Source organism: Calidithermus roseus (assembly GCF_003574095.1).
Classification (GTDB): Bacteria; Deinococcota; Deinococci; order Deinococcales; family Thermaceae; genus Calidithermus; species Calidithermus roseus.
Map to the genome: position 1 here is coordinate 1 of NZ_QWLA01000048.1, position 17,688 is coordinate 17,688.

At 66.2% G+C, this 17,688-nt stretch carries 16 protein-coding genes; 4 read left to right on the top strand and 12 right to left on the bottom strand.

Annotated elements, in window-relative coordinates; translation table 11 throughout:
• From Mrose_RS12015 to Mrose_RS12025, 3 genes are all read left to right on the top strand, one after another.
• The coding region (locus Mrose_RS12015) for a M23 family metallopeptidase (RefSeq protein WP_147371635.1) at positions 1-584 on the top strand (584 nt) is incomplete at its 5' end.
• Positions 585-640: 56 nt separating this feature from the next.
• Positions 641-1,201 carry a sigma-70 family RNA polymerase sigma factor gene (locus Mrose_RS12020; RefSeq protein WP_119278565.1) on the top strand — a complete coding sequence of 187 codons (561 nt, stop codon included), beginning with the start codon at positions 641-643 and terminating at the stop codon, positions 1,199-1,201.
• Positions 1,191-1,853 carry an anti-sigma factor gene (locus Mrose_RS12025; protein WP_119278567.1) on the top strand — a complete coding sequence of 221 codons (663 nt, stop codon included), beginning with the start codon at positions 1,191-1,193 and terminating at the stop codon, positions 1,851-1,853. The genes Mrose_RS12020 and Mrose_RS12025 overlap by 11 nt, the downstream gene beginning before the upstream one ends.
• A 23-nt stretch (positions 1,854-1,876) precedes the next feature.
• On the opposite strand, the gene Mrose_RS12030 is transcribed toward Mrose_RS12025, so the two are convergent.
• The 11 genes from Mrose_RS12030 to Mrose_RS12080 all read right to left on the bottom strand — a co-directional run bounded on the left by Mrose_RS12030 (position 1,877) and on the right by Mrose_RS12080 (position 14,689).
• On the bottom strand, positions 1,877-2,416 hold the full coding sequence (locus Mrose_RS12030; RefSeq protein WP_119278569.1) for a GNAT family N-acetyltransferase: 540 nt from the start codon (positions 2,414-2,416) through the stop codon (positions 1,877-1,879).
• A gap of 11 nt (positions 2,417-2,427) precedes the next feature.
• Positions 2,428-3,768 (bottom strand): MATE family efflux transporter, encoded by a 1,341-nt coding sequence (locus tag Mrose_RS12035; RefSeq protein WP_119278571.1) that lies wholly within the window; start codon positions 3,766-3,768, stop codon positions 2,428-2,430.
• Between the two features lie 274 nt (positions 3,769-4,042).
• A complete protein-coding gene (locus Mrose_RS12040) occupies positions 4,043-5,467 on the bottom strand; it encodes a gamma-aminobutyraldehyde dehydrogenase (protein ID WP_119278573.1) in 1,425 nt (474 codons plus the stop codon).
• Positions 5,468-5,534: 67 nt separating this feature from the next.
• Entirely contained in the window at positions 5,535-6,344 is an 810-nt protein-coding gene (locus Mrose_RS12045; RefSeq protein ID WP_119278574.1) for an ABC transporter permease, read from the bottom strand.
• Positions 6,345-6,400: 56 nt separating this feature from the next.
• Positions 6,401-7,333 (bottom strand): ABC transporter permease, encoded by a 933-nt coding sequence (locus Mrose_RS12050; RefSeq protein ID WP_119278576.1) that lies wholly within the window; start codon positions 7,331-7,333, stop codon positions 6,401-6,403.
• A complete protein-coding gene (locus Mrose_RS12055; protein WP_119278578.1) occupies positions 7,330-8,322 on the bottom strand; it encodes an ABC transporter ATP-binding protein in 993 nt (330 codons plus the stop codon). The genes Mrose_RS12050 and Mrose_RS12055 overlap by 4 nt, the downstream gene beginning before the upstream one ends.
• A gap of 67 nt (positions 8,323-8,389) precedes the next feature.
• Complete coding sequence (locus Mrose_RS12060) at positions 8,390-9,565, bottom strand: ABC transporter substrate-binding protein (protein ID WP_245969876.1); 1,176 nt, start codon at positions 9,563-9,565, stop codon at positions 8,390-8,392.
• Positions 9,566-9,711: 146 nt separating this feature from the next.
• Positions 9,712-10,629 (bottom strand): LysR family transcriptional regulator, encoded by a 918-nt coding sequence (locus tag Mrose_RS12065; protein WP_119278582.1) that lies wholly within the window; start codon positions 10,627-10,629, stop codon positions 9,712-9,714.
• Between the two features lie 146 nt (positions 10,630-10,775).
• Positions 10,776-12,065 carry a S41 family peptidase gene (locus Mrose_RS12070; protein ID WP_119278584.1) on the bottom strand — a complete coding sequence of 430 codons (1,290 nt, stop codon included), beginning with the start codon at positions 12,063-12,065 and terminating at the stop codon, positions 10,776-10,778.
• A gap of 3 nt (positions 12,066-12,068) precedes the next feature.
• Positions 12,069-13,331, bottom strand: coding sequence for a S41 family peptidase (locus Mrose_RS12075; protein WP_119278586.1), 1,263 nt, complete (start codon positions 13,329-13,331; stop codon positions 12,069-12,071).
• Positions 13,332-13,483: 152 nt separating this feature from the next.
• Positions 13,484-14,689: a SpoIID/LytB domain-containing protein gene (locus Mrose_RS12080; protein WP_119278588.1), complete on the bottom strand. Its 1,206-nt coding sequence runs from the start codon at positions 14,687-14,689 to the stop codon at positions 13,484-13,486.
• 122 nt (positions 14,690-14,811) lie between these two features.
• Here Mrose_RS12080 and Mrose_RS12085 point away from each other — a divergent pair, with 122 nt between their 5' ends.
• Positions 14,812-15,651 (top strand): hypothetical protein, encoded by an 840-nt coding sequence (locus tag Mrose_RS12085; protein ID WP_119278590.1) that lies wholly within the window; start codon positions 14,812-14,814, stop codon positions 15,649-15,651.
• 70 nt (positions 15,652-15,721) lie between these two features.
• Here the strand turns inward: Mrose_RS12085 and Mrose_RS12090 are convergent, their stop codons facing one another.
• Positions 15,722-17,575, bottom strand: coding sequence for an ABC transporter ATP-binding protein (locus tag Mrose_RS12090; RefSeq protein WP_119278592.1), 1,854 nt, complete (start codon positions 17,573-17,575; stop codon positions 15,722-15,724).
• Positions 17,576-17,688: the final 113 nt, after the last annotated feature.

Below are 17,688 nucleotides of genomic sequence, written 5' to 3' on the forward strand. Positions count from 1 at the left end.
CCATCCCGCCCCCGCGCCCCCAGGACCCCAAGGAGCCCAGGGGCGGGGCAGGCGAGGCGGTGGAGCTGGGGGACCTGCTCATCGAGCTGCGGGTGCAGGTCGAGGCATTCAGCTACGAGTTGGAGAGCCTCGAGCACGCCCTGGCCGACCCCTTGCCCGACGAGCCCATGTTCACCGAGCCCAGGGGCGTGCCGCTGCGGGTAGAGAGCCACGTGACCTCGCTGTTCGGCTACCGGAGCAATCCCTTCGGCGGAGGAGGGCTCGAGTTCCACAACGGCCTCGACCTGGCCGCCCCCATGGGCACGCCGGTCTATGCCACGGCCCAGGGCACGGTGGAGGAGGCGGGCTGGAACCCCGTTTTTGGCCTGATGGTGCTGATCGACCACAACAACGGCTACCGCACCCTCTACGGCCACCTCTCGCTCCTGAGCGTGAGCCAGGGGCAGCGCGTGCGGATGGGGCAGATGCTCGGGCAGGTGGGTTCTACCGGGCGCTCGACCGGCCCGCACCTGCACTACTCGGTCTTCCGCTACGGCATCGCCGTGGACCCCCAGGCTTACGTCTTCGCCCAGGCTTCGCGCTGAAGGGCCTGGCCACAATCCATCTGGAAGACGCGCCACGTATGGTAAGGTGTGCCCGCATGAGCCTCGAGCACTTCTCCGACGAAGCTCTGCTGGCCCTGGTGGCTCGCGGAGACGAAGAGGCGCTACGCTGGCTTTACCGGCGCTACGCGGGGTCGGTGCTGGCCCTGGCCAGGCGCATGGGCCTGGACGCGGCGGCACGGGAGGACTGCGTGCAGGAGGTGTTTCAGCGCATCTGGCGGGGGGCGGCCAGCTTCGACCCCCGCAAGACCCAGGCCCGTAGCTGGTTGCTGGCGGTGGCCCACCACATGGCGGTGGACCTGGTGCGCCGGGATGCGTCCCGCCCCAGGGCCCTCGAGCCCGCCCAAGACGAGGAGGAGGCCGAAGCCTTCGACCTGCCGGGCCCCGGCCTCGACGAGGGGGGTGCCCTGGACCGTGTCCGCATCCAGCGGGCTTTGGCCGCCCTCTCGCCCGAGGAGCGCAGCGTGATCGAGGTGCTCTACTACCAAGGCTATGCCCACGGCGAGGCCGCCGAACGCCTGGGGATCCCGCTGGGAACGCTCAAGACCCGCGCCCGGAGGGCGCTGGAGAAGCTGAGGGAGGTGCTGGGTGAAGCCTGAGGAAGCCCGCGAGCTTTTGCCACTCTACGCTCTAGACGCGCTGTCTCCGGAGGAGCGCGCCCAGGTCGAGCAGGCCCTCGAGCTTTCCCCCCGTCTCCAGGCCGAGCTAAAGGAATTGCAGGCCGCTGCCGCTGACCTGGCCCTAGCCCTCCCCCCCGAGCCGAGGCCGGAGGGGCTCGAGGAGCGGATCATAGCCTCCTTGCCTCCCCGCGTTGAGCTGGCTAAGCCCCTCTCCCCGCCTTCACCGCGTCCGATGCTTCTGCGCTGGCTGGCCCCGGCAGTCGCGGCTGCCTTGCTGCTGGTGGTGGCCTGGTTGGGCAGCCTGGGCTGGGGCTGGGTGCAGGCGCTGGGCGACCCCCGCAGCCAGGTGATCACCCTAGTGGACGCGCAAGGCCACACTGTAGGCCGCGCCCTCGTGCGCCCGGACCGCCGGACCCTGATGGTGCTCAGCCTGCCGCGGCTCGCTGCGGGCAAGGTCTATCAGGCCTGGGGGGTGGGGGGTGCCGTCGCTCAGCCCATTCCCCTCGAGACCTTCCGCAGCCGCGTGGTCACGCTGTGGCTTCCGCCTGCTGCTGCTGGGCTAGCCATCTCCGAAGAACCCGGCGGCGGCAGCCAGACCCCCACCGAAATCCGCGCCCTGCCCAGGCTTTGATGGCCCGCTTTGGCTATCGACCATCAGCCTTCAACATCCTGGACGCCCAAAAACAGCACCATGTGCTCCATATCTACGTAGGTGCTGCCCACCTTGAGCCCCTGGTGCTCGAGCCCCCAGACCTGGAACCCCAGGCTGCGGTAGAGCTTGCGGGCGGCTTCCTGGGGCACGGCCACGGCGAGGTGGATCTGCTCGAGGCCGCCGTACTGGGCCACGCGGCCCAGCAACTGCACCAGCAGGGCCTTGCCCAGTCCCCTGCCCCTGGCCTCGGGGGCTACGTACAGGCCCCAAATGCTGCCCTTGTGCTGCAGCTTGAGCCCCTCGCCACGCCCGAAGCTCACCATCCCCACCAACCGCCCGCCTTCGAAGGCTCCCAGCGTGAAGTTGCCCTCGGGCCACTCCTGGAGCCTGTGGGCTACTTCCTCCAGCGGCGTGTCGCGGTACTCCTCCGCCGAGCGGCCAAAGGCCAAGGGCTCCTCCTCCAGCGCCCGCAGGCGCAGAGCGTAGAAAGCCTCGGCATCGGCCTCGGTGAGCACGCGGATTTCTGCGGTTCCTACGAGCATGGCTGACCTCTTCAGGCCTGGGGCAGGGAACGGGCCTCGAGGCCGAACCAGCGGCCTGTGCGGTAGCGCAGCACGAACATGCTGATGCGCACCAACTCCTCGCCCAGCAGCCTCCCCAGGAATATACCCCACAGCCCTAGCTCGAGGCCAAACCCCAGCCAGTAGGCCAGCGGCAGCCCCACCACGAACACCGTCACAAAGTCGGAGAGCAGCAGGTAGCGGGTGTCGCCTCCGCTGCTGAGCACGCCGAAGAAGATCATGTTGGAGACCTTGACCGGCTGGAACAGCGCGTTGAGCAGCACGGCCCACACCGCCCACTGTTGCACCTGGGGGCTGGTGTTGGGGTAGAGCAGCGGCAGCAGCAGACTGCTCAGGGCCATCAGCAGCCCGAAGGCCGCCGCGCTCAGCAGGCCAATGCGCCAGATGGCCCCCGCCATGCGCCAGGTGCCTCCCTCGTCGCGCCGCCCGATAGCCTGGGCTACCAGGATGGTGGCAGCGACGTTGAGCCCCAGCGAGGCCGTGATGAAGACGCCCTCGAGGGTGTTGGCGATCTGGAACACCGCCAGCTCGGGGGTGCCCAGCCGCTCGAAGAGCAGCGCGAAGAGGAAGGAACCCCCGCTGAAGACGATCTCGGTGATGAACAGCGGCAGCACCAGCGGCACCATGCGATCCAAAATCTGTCGGGCCTGGCTCCAGTCAGGCCAGTTCCAGGCGATGCCCCAGCGGCTGAAGAACAAGTACCCCACCAGCGTCAGCGCCCGCAGCCCCTGGGCGATCAGCGCAGCAATGGCGGCCCCCACTGCCCCCAGGCCCAGCGGCAGCACCAGCAGCCAGGAGAGCAGCGGGGTGAGGGTCAGCGCGATCATGGTCACGGTCATGGGCAGCCGCGCCTCCCCGATGCTGCGGAAGACCGAGCTGGCCACCGTGCTGGCGGTGACGAGGGGCAGACTCAGCGCGATCCAGCCCAGAAAAGGCCCGCCGATTTCGGCGATTTCGGCATTGGCGCCCACCCCACGCAGAAAGGCTTCGGCGAAGAGGGCCAGGGGTAACGCCAGCAGCAGCGACAGCAGGGTGGCGAAGACCAAGGAAAAGCTCGCGATGCGCGAAACCATCACGCTATCCCCCGCACCGCGGGCCCTCGAGGCCAATATCGCACAGCCCGACCCCAGCGTGCTCAGGCAGAGAATGCCGATGAACATCACGTTGTTGGACAGCCCCACCGCCGCGATGGTGGCGGTGCCCAGGATGCCCACGATGACCTGATTGATGAAGCCCAGCACCAGTTGGAAGGAGGACTCGAGGCTCACCGGAATGGCGATCTTGAAAATCTCACGGCGCGTTTCGGGGCTCATAACCTCGCCACACTACCACTGCGGGCCGGGGGCAACGTGATCGGGGTGGCGATGGGGGCCAACCCCGCGACGAGGGCGGGTCCCGTGCCCGCCCCTGTGCTTGGTGTTTAGCCATCAGCCGTCAGCTAGTGACCTGTGGTTCGCCCCGCCCCCAGCCCCCCTTGCTAAGGGGGGTGACAAGGCGTCTGGCGTCTTGCGTTTTGCGTATGGCGTAGGACGTACGACGCACGACCCGCGCCGGGCGTTCGGCCATCGACTATCGACCATCACCAACTCAATGCTTCACCATCACGTGCCGCACCACGGTGTAGTCCTCGAGTGCGTACATGCTCATGTCCTTACCGTAGCCCGAGTGCTTGAGGCCGCCGTGGGGCATCTCGTTGACCAGCATGAAGTGGGTGTTGATCCAGGTGCAGCCGTACTGCAGGCGGCTGGCGATGCGCATGGCCTTGCCCACGTCCCGCGTCCAGACCGAGGAAGCCAGGCCGTAGTCGGAGTCGTTGGCCCAGGCGATGGCCTGTTCAGTGTCGGTGAAGCGGGTGACGCTCACGACGGGTCCGAAGACCTCGCGGCGCACGATCTCGTCGTCCTGGTGGGCTCCGGCGATCACGGTAGGCTCGTAGAAGAAGCCCCTGCCCGCGCCCGCCTTGCCCCCCGTGGTCACCTCGATGTGCTTTTGCATCCTGGCCCGCTCCACGAAGCTGGCCACGCGGGCGCGCTGCCGCTCGGTGATCAGCGGGCCCATCTCCACCCCGTCTTCGTTTTGGCTGCCCACCTTGATGCGGCTCACCGCGTCGGAGAGCTCGGCCACGAATCTGTCGTAGATGCGGGCCCCGGCGTAGACGCGGCAGGCGGCGGTGCAGTCCTGCCCGGCATTGTAGTAGCCAAAGACCTTGATGCCCTGTACGGCGGCCTCGAGGTCGGCGTCGTCCATCACGATCACCGGGGCCTTGCCGCCGAGTTCGAGGTGGGTGCGCTTGAGGCTTTGGGAGGCGGCCTCGAGCACCCGCCTGCCCGTGGCCACGTCGCCGGTGAGGGAGATCATGCGCACCTGGGGTTGGTGGATCAGCGCCGAGCCCACCGTCTCGCCCACCCCGGTGATCACGTTGACCACGCCGGGCGGGAAGAGTTCGGCCAGCAGTTCGGCCAACCTGAGCGTGGTGAGGGGGGTCTGCTCGGAGGGCTTGATCACGCTGGTGTTGCCCGCCGCCAGCACCGGCCCCAGCTTCCAGGCCGCCATCATCAGCGGGTAGTTCCAGGGAGCAATGGAGGCCACCACCCCGATGGGGTCGCGCCGGATCATGCTGGTATGCCCGGCCAGGTACTCCCCGGCCACCGCTCCCGTCATGGCCCGCGCCGCCCCCGCGAAGAAGCGGAAGCAGTCGGAGATGGCCGGGATTTCGTCGTTGAGCACGGCTAGGTAGGGCTTGCCACAGTTGAGCGACTCGAGCCGGGCGAACTCCTCGGCCCTCTCCTCGATCTTGTCGGCGAGCTTCAGCAGCAACAGCGAGCGGTCCTTGGGCGTCGTCTGCGACCAGGCGTCGAAGGCGGCCTCGGCGGCGGCCACGGCGGCCTTGACCTGCTCGAGTGAGGCCTCGGGCACCTTGGTGAGGGTCTCTCCGGTCGCGGGGTTGAGGATCTCGTAGGGCGCTCCTTCCCCCAGGACGAACTCACCGTTGATGAGTTGCTTGATCTGCATGAACCAATCTCCTTTCAGCTATGAGCAGATGACAAGTGTAGGGGCATCCTCTGGCGTCGGGCGTCACTCAGCTCGTCTTCCCGCCCCCGTGCAGGTCGTCGGTGTCGCGGGTGAGCCACTGCGCGAGCACGATAGGCAGGAAGGTTATGAGCATCACGAACACCGCGACCACGTTGGTCACGGGGCGCTCCCTGGGCCGGAAGAGCTCGTTGAGGAACCAGATGGGCAGGGTCTTCTGGTCGGCGGCGGTGAAGGTGGTGACGATGACCTCGTCGAAGGAGAGGGCAAAGGAGAGCATACCCCCCGCCAGCAGGGCGGTGGCGATGCTAGGCAGCACCACGAAGCGCCAGGTGCGAAACCAGTCGGCTCCTAGGTCCATGCTGGCCTCGAGCTGCGAATGGCCAGTGCGGCGGAAGCGGGCGACGACGTTGTTGTAGACCGTGACCATGCAGAAGGTGGCGTGCCCGATGACGATGGTCCAGAAGGAGGGCTCGACGGCCAGCCGCTTGAAGGTGGTGAGCAGCGCGATGCCGGTGAGGATGCCGGGCAGGGCGATGGGCAGGATCAGCAAGGCCGTGACGACGTCCTTGCCGCGGAACTCAAAGCGGTATATGGCCGCCGCCACCATGGTACCCAGGATCAGAGCGATGGCCGTGGCCATGCCGGCCACCTCGAGCGAGAGCAGCAGCGCTCTCCACATGTCCTGTCGCTCGAAGGCCTCGCCGAACCACTTCAGCGTCAGCCCCGGCGGCGGGAATTGATAAGTGCGGTCTTCGGTGGTGAAGGCGTAGAGCACGATGACGAGGATGGGGAAGTGCAGGAACAGCATCCCCGTGATGAAGGCGATGCGCAGGCCGAGGGAAGGCTTAGACGGCATAGCGACCTCCCGCCCGCGGCTTTGCCTTGGGCGTTTGGCGTTCGACGTTCGGCCTGCTACAGCGCATTAAAAGCCCCCATTCGGCGCACGATCAGCAAGTAGATGGCGATGATCACCACCGGCACCACCGAGAAAGCCGCCGCCAGCGGGAGGTTTCCTGCAGTGCCCTGCTGCACGTACACCATCTGCCCGATGAAAAAGCCGGGCTGCCCTACCACCTGCGGGATGATGTAGTCGCCCAGCGTCAGCGAGAAGGTGAAGATCGAGCCGGCGGCCACCCCTGGGATCGTCAGCGGCCAGACCACCTTCCAGAAGGTCTGGCGTGGCCTGGCGCCCAGGTCGGCGGAGGCCTGCACCAGCGACTTGGGGACGCGCTCCAAGGCCGCGATGATGGGCAGGATCATGTAGGGCAGCCAGATGTAGGTGAACACCAAGAACATGCCCAAATAGCTGTTGGAGAGGCTGGTTCCCCCAACCACCGGCAGGCTCAGGACGCCTTGCAGCAGCCAGCCCAGCCCAAGGGCATTGAAAAACCAGCTCACCACGCCCTCGCCCGCGAGGATCAGGCGCCAGGCGTAGACCTTGATCAGGTAGCTCGACCACAAGGGCAGCAGCACCATCAAGTACCAGAAGGTTCTGGCGCTGCCCCGCGTGTAGAAGGTGATGTAGTAGGCGATGGGAAAGGCAATGACGGCGCAGGCCAGCGTCACGGCTAGGGCCATGAGCGTGGTGCGCACGACGATGTCTATGTTGGCGGCAGAGGAGAAGAGCTGCTCGAAGGCCGAGAGCGAGAAGCGGTACTCGACCTGCCCGGTGAAGTCGTTGAGCGAGTAGAAGCTGTAGAGCAGCAGGTTGAACAGCGAGCCCAAGTAGATGATGCCCAGCCACAGCAGGGGGGGAAGCAGCAAGAGCAGCAGCAGAAAGCGCGGGTGGAGATAAAACAAATCGGAGACCCGCCGGCGCAGGGTTCTGGAAGCAGACAAGCTCACCGAGACACCTCCAGCTCGCGCAGCGCGGATGGATCCCAGCTCAGGGTCACGGGGCTGCCGATGGGCAAATCGGTCTCGTCGGAGGAGGTGATGGCGGTGAGGCGCTGCTCCCCCACGCGCACCTCGTAGCGGGTTTGCGAGCCGAGGTAGTGCACGTCGAGGAGTTCACCCGCCAGGCAGCCCGGCCCGCCGTGGTGCCCCGGTTGCACGCGGATGCGCTCGGGGCGCAGGGCGTACTTGCCCTTCAGGCCGATGATGGAGCCCTCGAGCACGTTGGCACTCCCCACGAAGCGGGCCACGAACTCGGTGCGGGGGTGCTCGTAGAGCCGCTTGGGAGTGTCGAGCTGCTCGATGCGCCCCTGGTTGAACACCGCCACCCGGTCGCTCATGGAAAGGGCCTCGCTCTGGTCGTGGGTGACGTAGACGAAGGTGATGCCCAGGCTGCGCTGGAGGGCCTTGAGCTCGATCTGCATCTCCTCGCGCAGCTTGAGGTCGAGGGCGCCTAAGGGCTCGTCGAGCAGCAGGAGCCTGGGCTTGTTGATCAGCGCTCTGGCCAGAGCCACCCGCTGCCGCTGCCCGCCCGAGAGCTGGCCCGGTCGCCGGTCGCCGAGGCCACCGAGCTTGACTTGCTCGAGCATCTCCTCCGCCCGGCGGTAGCGCTCGGCCCGGCCCACCCCGCGCACCATCAGCGCGTAGGCCACGTTGTCGCGCACGTTCATGTGCGGGAACAGGGCGTAGTCCTGGAACACCGTGTTCACGTCGCGGGCATAGGGCGGCAGCCTGGAGGCATCCTGCCCGAAGAGCAGGATGCGCCCGGCCGTGGGCTGCTCGAAGCCCCCGATCAGCCGCAGGCAGGTGGTCTTGCCCGAGCCCGAGGGCCCCAGCATGGAGAAGAACTCCCCAGGGCGGATCTCGAGGCTCACCCCGTCCACCGCCCGTACCGAGCCAAAGTGGCAGGAAAGGTTGATCAGCTCGACGGCGTTGGGCATAGAGGTGTCGATGGTCGATGGTCGGTCGTCGATGGCTAAATATGGGCGATCGACCATCGACATGGGGCTACCTGCCTCCTTGGATGGCGATGTAGTCGCTTACCCAGCGGCTATAGGGCACGCACTGGTTGTTCTGGGTCTTGCACTGGGTGGTGGGGGTGCGCCAGAACCAGATGTTGTCGAAGTCGAAGTAGCCTTGTTTCTGGCAGCCGTCGGCAGCTAGAAGCGAGCCGCTCACGGTGCAACCTTTGGGCACGACGGGATTGGAACCGAACCAACCGGCAATATCGGCCTGCACCTTTGGGGTGAGCTGCCAGTCGAGCCACTTGTAGGCGCAGTTGGGGTTCTTGGCCTTGGCGGCGAGCATGGTGGTATCGGCCCAGCCGGTGGCCCCTTCCTTGGGCACCACCCAGTCGATGGGCTGGTTGTTGGCCTTGAGGGTGTTGACCTGGAAGATCCAGGTGGTCGAGGCCACCACGCCCTCGTTGGTGAAGTCCTGCACCTGGGCGTTGGCGTCGTTCCAGTAGCGTTGCAGGATGGCGCGTTGCTGGCGCAGCAGTTTGAGCACTTCCTGGTATTGCCGCTCGTTGAGCTCGTAGGGGTCCTTGATGCCCAGCTCAGGGCGGGTTTTCATCAGGAAGAGCGCGGCATCGGCTACGTAGATGGGGCCATAGTAGGCCTGGACGCGGCCTTTATTGCTCTTGCCGTCGGGCAGGGTCATCTCCTTGAAGACGATGGCCCAGGTGGTGGGGGGCTTGGGGAAGACCTTGGTGTTGTAGGCCAGCACGTTGACGCCAAACTGGTAGGGAACCCCGTAACGCACGCCATTGACCGTGTACCAGGGAGCATCCACCAGGCGCTTGTCGAGGTTGGCGGTGTTGGGGATGAGCTTCCAGTTGACCGGGGCGACCACGTTGCCCGAGATCAGGCGGTGGGTGGCGTCACCCGAGGCGGTCACCAGGTCGTAGCCGCCCTGGTTCATCAGGCGCACCGCCTCGTCGGAGGAGCCGAAGACCTTGACGTTAACCTGACAGCCCGTGGCCTGCTCGAAAGGGGTTACCCAGTCAGCACTCTTGTCGGTGGAGCCGTCCTCGACATAGCCCGGCCAGGCCAGGATGTTGAGCTGCCCCTCGAGCCTGCCGATGGATTGCTGGGCCCGGTTGGCGGGAATCTGGGCCAGAACCAGGCTGCTCACCATCAAAGAAATTGCACCCGATGCCCACAACCACACTCTTCTTCTCATGCCTGCCTCCTGTGTCATGACCGACAACGCGACGCCTCGAGGGTGCCCAAGCCCGATGCATCAGGGTTGTCGTGCTGCCGGGTAGCATACGCAGGAGGCCGGGAGAGGAACAAGAAAGCCGAGGATATGGCAGTTATCGGCTAAAGCTATACCAGCTCCTCCGTGTACTGGTGCAGCCTCGAGTGCTCTCCCACGATCACCAAAAACTGCCGGGCGGTTTCGGAGAGTTCGCTGCCCTTGCGCCAGGCCACGCCGATCTCGAGGCGGGGCAGTTCGCCGGTGAGGGGGCGCGACTCCAGCCGGTCGCCCTCCAGCGACCAGGGCCGGTACATCAGGTGCGGCAGCACGGCTACCCCGATGCCCACCGCCACCAGGCTGCGCATGGCCTCGATGGACTCGGTGCGCACGGTGATCTTGGGGTATCCAGCCAGCCGATGGACCTGCTGGGTCACCTCGTCGAGTTCGTCGTTCTTGAGCACCAGCAGGCGCTCGCCGTGAAGCTCCTCGAGGGCGACGGCCTCGCGCTTGAGCAGGGGGTGGTTGGAGGGCAGCCATACCCGCCACGGAGCCCGCAGCAGGGTGCGGGTTTCCAGGGCCTGCTTGTCCACGCTCGAGACGTTCATGATCGCCACGTCGAGCTCGCCGTTGATGAGCAGGTGTTCGATGTAGCCCCGCCGGTCCTCCACCAGCGAGACCTCCACCCCCGGAAAAACCCGCTCAAAGCGGTCGAGCAGGTAGGGCAGGTAGTAGGCCGTGACCAGGCTGCTCACCCCCAGGTTGAGCCGCCCGGTCATGGTGTCGGGGCGCTCGCGGATGGCCTGCTCGGCGTTGCGCAAGGCGGCCAGCACCTCGTGGGCGTGGCGCAGGAACTGATGCCCGGCGTGGGTGAGCACCATCCCCCGCGCGTGCCGGTTGAAAAGCTGGGCCCCCAGGCTCTCCTCGAGCTTCTTGATGGCCTCCGTGACCACCGATTGGGCCACGTCGAGCGAGGTCAGGGCGCGGGAGATCGAACCTGCCTCGGCCACGGCGATGAAGTAGACCAGTTGCTTGAGCGAGATCTGCATGGCGGGAATCGGTTTTGCCGATACCCAGTATACGCCAGTGGCTGAGGGCGGAGCGCGGGGGACGGGTCGTACGTCCTACGCAATACGCAAAACGCGAAATGCTTTGGCGCGAGCCACAAGCTGACGGCTGATAGCTGACCGCTTCTTTACGGCTGCTTGATGCCCAACGCCTCGAGCGCGCGCTCGAAGGGCAGATCGCGGCCCTGCTCGGCCAGAACCTTGAGGTCGTCGTTCACGCCGATGTCGGGGCGCACCACCTCGGGATAGCTGTTGCCGTTCTCTAGGAAGGCCCGGTTTTGCGAGATGTTGAGACCGCCGCCGTTGATGAGGCGGTAGGTGCGGGTGGTGGTGTTGCCCACCCCGGCGGTGGTTTCGCCGATGACCACCCCCACCTTGTTCAGCTTCAAGGCCGAGGCCAGGTACTCCGAAGCCGAGGCGCTGCGCGAGTTGACCAGAATCGCCAGCGGCCCCTTCCAGAGCGCCGGGCGTTCGACGGGGAGGGAGAACAGCACGGTGCCCTTATCGTCGGTGATGGTGGCTTTGCCCTCACGGAAGCTCATCACGGTGCGCTCTTGATTGTAGCGATCGGTGAAGAGCACGTAGGGGTTGGGGATGAAGGCAGCCATGGCTATGAGGGCATCGAGGGCACTGCCGCCGCCGTTGTTGCGCAGCTCGAGGATCAGCCCCCTGGCTCCGGCCTCCTGGGCCTGGCGCACCAGCTCGTGAACCCTGGGCCCCACCCGGTTATTGGCCAGGAAGTCGGGGATCTTGAGCACCGCGATGCCGTCGGGGCGCAACTTGAGTGAGGGCAGGCGGGCGAGGTTGATCTCGCGTCCTCTCAGGGTGACCTCGAGTTGCTCCCGCTTGGGCCCGCGCAGCAGGGTCAGCTTGAAGGGCTGGCCGGTCTGCACCGTGGCGCTGAGGGTGCGCTGCACTTCCTCGGGGCTGCTGAGGTCGTTGAGGGGCCTGTCGTTGAGGGCGATCAGGCGGTCGCCGTAGAGGATCCCGGCCTCGTCGGCGGGACTTCCTTCGACCACGTCGGTGATGAGCTGGTCGCGGGAACCCTCGATGGGCTGGTAGGAGATGCCGATGCGCAGGCCCCGCGAGGGTGCGTTGCCGCTGCGCTGCTGCCGGGCGGCGGCCAGGGCTTCGGGTCCTTGGTAGTAGGTGTGGCCGTCGCCAAGCTCCCGGATCATCTGCTGGATCACGGGCACGGCTTTATCGTAGGGGCAGGTCTCTGGCTCCTGGGCGCAGGCGCTGCTCAGGCTGGCCTGGTATTTCACCGTCAGGGCCTTGAGGTCGAGGGTGGAAGGGCCAAAGTAGTAGAACTCGAGGTAAAAGCTGGCCTGGTCGAAGAGGTCCTGAGCCGGAGAAGCCCACGACAAGGTGCCCAGGACCAGAACCAGACCGGCTAGCCATTGTTTCAAACGCTGCATAGTTCACCTGTTGCCAATGCCCAGAACTTCCCGAGCTTTTTCCAGCACCACATCCCGGCCCTGGGCCAGGGCTTCCAGGTCATCGCTTACCACCACGTCGGGGGTGAGCTTGAGAGGGAAGGGCGAGCCGTCGAGGTTTTTCATGCGGATGCTCGAGACCGCCAGGAACTCCCCGTTGATCAGCGCATTGTCGGCGTTGCCCGAAACCCCCAGGGCTCCGGCGCTAGCCTCACCCACCACCTTGGCCCGGCCCGCTGCTTGCAGGAAGTAGGCCAGCATCTCGGCGCTGTTGAAGGTGTTGCGATTGACCAGCACCACCAGCGGCAGGGAACTCTGCACGGGGTTGGCGACCTCGCGCACGGCCACGCGCTCGGTCTCGCCTTCGCCCTGGACGTAGACCTTGCCCCCCTCGGCGCTGAAGGTGTCGTCGAGGTTCTTGAAGCGCCAGTCGTAGACGAAGCCCGCCTTGGGGAGGAAGGCGTTGGCGGCGAGCAGGGCCTCGTCGTCGATGCCGGTGAGGCTGTCGCGCAGGTCGAGGACGATCCCCCTGGCCCCCTCCTGCTCGGCCTGGCGCACGAGCTGGTGCACCCGCTCGGCCACGCTGAAGCGCTCGGAGTAGTAGAGGTGGTAGACCCTCAGGTAAGCCACGCCGCCTTGCAGCTCGAGCCGGGGCTGCAGGCTCTCCCGGCTGAGGCTGCCGCGCACTTCCACTCGCTGGATCTGCCCCTGGCGGCTGTAGCTCAGGGTGAAGGGCTGCTGACTGCGCTCGGCGGCGCGCAGGGCCTGGGGGGTGGCCATCTGCCCCCCAACCTGGGTGATCACGTCGCCGCGCCTCAGGCCTGCACGGTAGGCGGCTTCACCGGGGAAGGACTCCACCACCACCAGCCCACCCGTACCAGGACGCACCCACACCCCGATCCAGGGCGCCACCGGCCCCAGCCCTGCGCCCAGTCGGCTGGCCTCTTGCTCTTCCTCGGCGCTGAGCAAGGTGGTGAAGGGGTCGCCCAGGTCCTCGATGATGCGCAGGATGACCCCCCTGGCCTGCTCATAGCCGCACTGCTCCCCCAGCCCCCGGCAGGCCTGCTCGAGCTGGCCCTGGTAGCGCTGGCGCAGCTCGCGAAAATTGGGCACTTTGGCCGGGCCGTTGTAGTAAAAACCGATGAAGAAGGTGGCCTGATCGAAGAGGCTCTGGGCGGGTGATGCCATCGCGGGACTCAATCCCACCACCCCCAACAGGCCGCCGAGCAAGAGTTTGCGCAACGACATATCCCAACTATATGCAGCCATTTCACATTTGAAGGATGTGGATGGGGGTATGTCGTACGTCCTACGCTAAACGCTTTAGCCCTCGACTCTCGACCTCAAATGCCACGGGCCTCTCATCGTCTAGAACCCTGAGCCTGCTTTTCACTGAGACCCTACCGGACCGAAGCCAGAAGGCTCGAGATCAATGCTCCAGACGGCACAACCGATTGAAGCCCCTGGGCAGGCATATACCCCGAGGCCAGCAGCTTTTCGCGCAGCCCCTGCACCACCTCGAAGCTGCTGAGGAAGGTGCCGGGGTAGTAGTAGCCTAGGATCTGCTTGAAGTCCCAGCCTTGCAGGGCGAAGCCCCTGGCTCCCCACTGGCTCATGCCGACCCCGTGCCCCACGCCAAAGCCCGTCACGTCCCAGCCGCTGAGGGTGATGCGGGTCGAGGGCAGCCCCAGCCCGCGCAGGAAGCGGGTGGCCTGGGGGCCGACTAGGTCGGTGCTCTTGAGGTTGCCGCGCACCCGCAGCCGGGCTACCCGCCCGGACTCGGTGTACTGCACGATCTCGAGGCCCTGCACGTCCCCCACCAGCATCCCCTGTGCGACGAGTTGGCGGGCCACCGCCTGGGGCGAAAGGGTAAGGCCCCAGACGCCCTTGGGGCTTTGGGAGTAGGGGTCGGGACGGGCGATAAGGTAGGGCACGCTGCCTCCCCAGACCTCCGCGGAAGCGGCGGTATATCCGCCCGAATCGGCGTGGTAGACGGCAGTGATGGGTTGCTGGCCGTAGCTCACGATGAGCCCACGGGTGGCCTGCACCGCCGCGCTGTGCTCGGGGGTTTCGGCGCGGTAGCCCAAGTAGACCTGGCAGCGCTCGTCGTCGCAGATGTCGTAGAGGGCTTTGGGGTTGAGGCGGTAGAGCGCGAAAGTGCGGGCCAGGATGGCCTGTGCCCGCAACACCTCGGGAGGGAAAGAGCGGGGCACCTCACCGGGTACTACGCCCATGAGGTAGTCCTCGAGCCACACCCGGTTGATCAGGAGCAGCGTGCCGTTTTGGGCGATGGCCTGCAGGCTGCCCCGGTAGGGTCTGCCTTCGAAGACGAACAGCCCGTCGGTGGCCTGGAACTCGACCCACGGACCGCTGGCCTGTCCCCCTACGAGCACATCGTTGCCCGAGGCGCCAAGCTTCAGCGTGGCGGCGGGGAGGTTCTGCTCGCCGTAGCTGCTCAGCCGCAGGTGGGCTCCCAGGCTCAGGCTGGCCTCGCTGGCCTCGGCCAGTAACACCCGCAGGACCAGGTCCTGCACGGGTGCCTGCGCCAGGGCCAGGCCCAGCGTGAGCCCCAGCAGGGCCAGTAGGCGCAGCGACAAATGGTGCATAAGCAACAGACCCAGTATACGAAGCCCAGGGGCCGCTTCCTGGGTCATGGCAGCCGCATTAAGGGAAGCTCATGGGCCGGGCCGCCCTTGCCCAGAGCCCTGTGGCCCGATAGGATTCGGGAGTGCGTATTGGCCTCCTGGACACCTGGCTCGCTGGGCGTTACCTGCCCTTCTGGGAGCCTTACCTCGAGGGGCTGGGCCTCGAGCTGGTTCGACCTGAGCCGGTCGAGCCCAGCCTGCCCATCTTTCTTCCGGCCAGCCTGGTCGCCGCGCAGGTGAGCAACCTCAAGGCCCAGGGCGTGGACTACCTGCTCATCCCCGACGCTCAGGGCGACATCCAGAGTGAACGTGGCGGAGCCCAGAACCCCTGGATCTTCGACCTGGGCGCCTCCCTGGCCCGCTACCTACCCGGCCTGCCCCCCATGCTGCGCGTTCCCGCCCACCTCTCGCCCGACCTGGTGGGCTTCGTCGCCGAGGTGGGCCAGACTCTGACCAAAAACCCCATGCTCACGCGCAGGGTGCTCGACAAGACCCAGTACCTCCTGCAACACACCCCGCCTCTGCCCAAGAACCCCAGCAGCAACCGCTCGGTGGGCATCGTCACCCTGCCCATGGTGCAGGAGGACCCCCGCCTGCAAGGCGGCCTGGTGGAAGCTTTGCAAAAAGCGGGCCTGAGCCCCTTCTGGCCCGACATTCCCCCCAGCAGGTTGCGCGAGGAGGGCAGGCGGGTGGAGATTCCCCTCGACCTGCCCACCGACCTCGAGTTTGCCGGAGCCAGCCGCTACCTTTCTCGCCTGGGCAAGGTCAAGGCCCTGATCTACCTGATGGTGCCCGGTTCCGACCCCATCCCCAGCCTGACCCGCAAGCTGGCTCGGCGCGTTCACAAGCCCCACCACACCCTCACCGTGGGCGAGGACTGGAGCGAAGCGCTGGCGGAGCTGGCGCGGCAGGTGGGAGAGTAGGGAGGGAAATGACAAGCGGGAAGCAAAAGGGGGATAGAGAAAGGGCGTTTAGCCCTCAGCACCGACATCCTCACCCATGCGCGTACTGCAACTCGTAGAGCTTGGCGTAGTACCCGCCCTTCGCCAGCAGTTCCTCGTGGTTGCCTTCCTCGAGCAGCTTCCCCTTGCGGAAGACCAGAATGCGGTCGACGTGGCGGATGGTCGAGAGGCGGTGGGCGATGATGACCGAGGTGCGGCCTTCCATCACGCGCCATAGGGCTTCCTGGATCTTAGCCTCGGTCTCGGAATCGACGTTGGCGGTGGCCTCGTCGAGGATGAGCAGGATATCGGGGTTGTGCAGGATGGCCCTGGCCAGGGCCAGTAGTTGCTTCTGGCCCGTCGAGAGGCCGCCGCCGCGCTCGTGCAGCACGCTCTGGTAGCCGCCCGGCAGGGCGCTGATGAACTCGTGGGCCCCCACGAACTTCGCGACCTCCTCCACCCGCTGCATGGGAATGCTCTCGTCGCCCAGGCGCAGGTTGTAGTCGATGGTGCCGCTGAAGAGGAAGGGGTCTTGCAGCACGATGCCGATGGCGCGGCGCAAGTCGCGCTGTAGGTAGTCGCGCACGTCCTGGCCGTCGATCTTGACCGCGCCCCGCTGCACGTCGTAGAAGCGGGCGATCAGGCTGATGACGCTGGTCTTGCCCGCGCCGGTGGCCCCTACCAGGGCGATCTTCTCGCCAGGGCGTATGCGGAAGGACACGCCCCGCAGCACCCAGTCCCAGTCCTCGGTCTCGGCCTCCTTCTGCTTGAGGCTGTTGGCCCTGGTGCCGTCCGGCTTGGGCTCGCCGCGCTTGCCGTAGGCGAACCACACGTCCTCGAAGTCGATCTGGCCGCGGAAGCGCTCGACCCGGATGGCCCCGGGGCGGTCGGAGACTTCCTCGGGCGTGTCGAGCAGGCCGAAGATGCGCTCGGCGGAGGCCATGGCGGCCTGGAAGATGTTGAACTTGTCGGAGAGGTCTTGCAGGGGTTGGAAGAACTGGCGCACGTAGTCCACGAAGGCCACCAGCAGGCCCAATGTGAGGGCTTGCTGCACCACCTGGCCCCCGCCGTACCACAGCACCAGCGCCACCGTGGATTCGCCCAAGAAGCCCACGATGGGGAAAAACAGCGAGAACCAGAAGATGATCCTCACCCACGAGGCGCGCAGGTCCAGCGAGAGTGCTCCAAAGCCCGCTTCGTTGCGCGGCTCGCGGCTGAAAAGCTGGGTGGTCTGTACGCCCGAGAGGTTCTCCTGCAAGGAGGCGTTGAGCTTCGCCAGCCGCAGCCGCATCTCGCGGTAAGCCTCGCGCATCCCGTTGCGAATCCAGGTGGTCACCGCCAGGAGCACCGGGATTACCGTGAAGGCCACCAGCGAGAGCTTCCAGTCGAGCACCAGCATGAAGCCCATGATGCCGCCCAGCAGGAACAGGTCGGCGATGAGCCCCACCAGCCCGCCGGTGATGAACTGGTTGATGGCATCGACGTCGGAGGTGATGCGGGTCATCAGGCGGCCCACCGGGTTCTTGTCGAAGTAGCCCAGGTGCAGCCGCTGCAGCTTGGAGAAGATCTCGCTGCGCAGGTCGAAGAGCACGTGCTGGCCAACCCAACTGATGAGGTAAATCTGGCCGTAGCGGGCGAAGAAGTCGAGGACGCGCACGCCCAGGAAGGCCAGGCTGATGTAGAGCAAGATCTCATAGCGCTGGGCGAGCTCGAGCGCCTGTTTGGGCAGGATGGCGTTATCGATGGCGTACTTCAAGAACAGCGGCGTGGCCGCCGTGGTCAGGGTGCCCACCAACAAGCACACGAGCGCGAGCGCCACCTGGAGCCGGTAGGGGCGCACGTAGGTCAGGATGCGGCGGGCCAGCCGGGCGTCGAAGGATTTCTTAAAGGCTTCTTCTTCGTGCATAGCAGTCGCCTAACGTCCCACGCCCGGCGCCGAACGCCAGGCGTGGGGATAGAGGGTCAATGGATGAGCGGGCCTCGAGGTCATCGTCTCGATCGAACCAAAGAAGGCGGTTT

Excerpts from the sequence above, each read along its gene's own strand:
- Mrose_RS12030 (WP_119278569.1), bottom strand. The coding sequence starts at position 2,416 with ATGCTCGTAGGAACCGCAGAAATCCGCGTGCTCACCGAGGCCGATGCC.
- Mrose_RS12055 (WP_119278578.1), bottom strand. The coding sequence starts at position 8,322 with ATGCCCAACGCCGTCGAGCTGATCAACCTTTCCTGCCACTTTGGCTCG.
- Mrose_RS12090 (WP_119278592.1), bottom strand. The coding sequence starts at position 17,575 with ATGCACGAAGAAGAAGCCTTTAAGAAATCCTTCGACGCCCGGCTGGCC.
- Mrose_RS12040 (WP_119278573.1), bottom strand. The coding sequence starts at position 5,467 with ATGCAGATCAAGCAACTCATCAACGGTGAGTTCGTCCTGGGGGAAGGA.
- Mrose_RS12045 (WP_119278574.1), bottom strand. The coding sequence starts at position 6,344 with ATGCCGTCTAAGCCTTCCCTCGGCCTGCGCATCGCCTTCATCACGGGG.
- Mrose_RS12060 (WP_245969876.1), bottom strand. The coding sequence starts at position 9,565 with ATGAGAAGAAGAGTGTGGTTGTGGGCATCGGGTGCAATTTCTTTGATG.
- Mrose_RS12070 (WP_119278584.1), bottom strand. The coding sequence starts at position 12,065 with ATGCAGCGTTTGAAACAATGGCTAGCCGGTCTGGTTCTGGTCCTGGGC.
- Mrose_RS12080 (WP_119278588.1), bottom strand. The coding sequence starts at position 14,689 with ATGCACCATTTGTCGCTGCGCCTACTGGCCCTGCTGGGGCTCACGCTG.
- Mrose_RS12035 (WP_119278571.1), bottom strand. The coding sequence starts at position 3,768 with ATGAGCCCCGAAACGCGCCGTGAGATTTTCAAGATCGCCATTCCGGTG.
- Mrose_RS12020 (WP_119278565.1), top strand. The coding sequence starts at position 641 with ATGAGCCTCGAGCACTTCTCCGACGAAGCTCTGCTGGCCCTGGTGGCT.
- Mrose_RS12075 (WP_119278586.1), bottom strand. The coding sequence starts at position 13,331 with ATGTCGTTGCGCAAACTCTTGCTCGGCGGCCTGTTGGGGGTGGTGGGA.
- Mrose_RS12065 (WP_119278582.1), bottom strand. The coding sequence starts at position 10,629 with ATGCAGATCTCGCTCAAGCAACTGGTCTACTTCATCGCCGTGGCCGAG.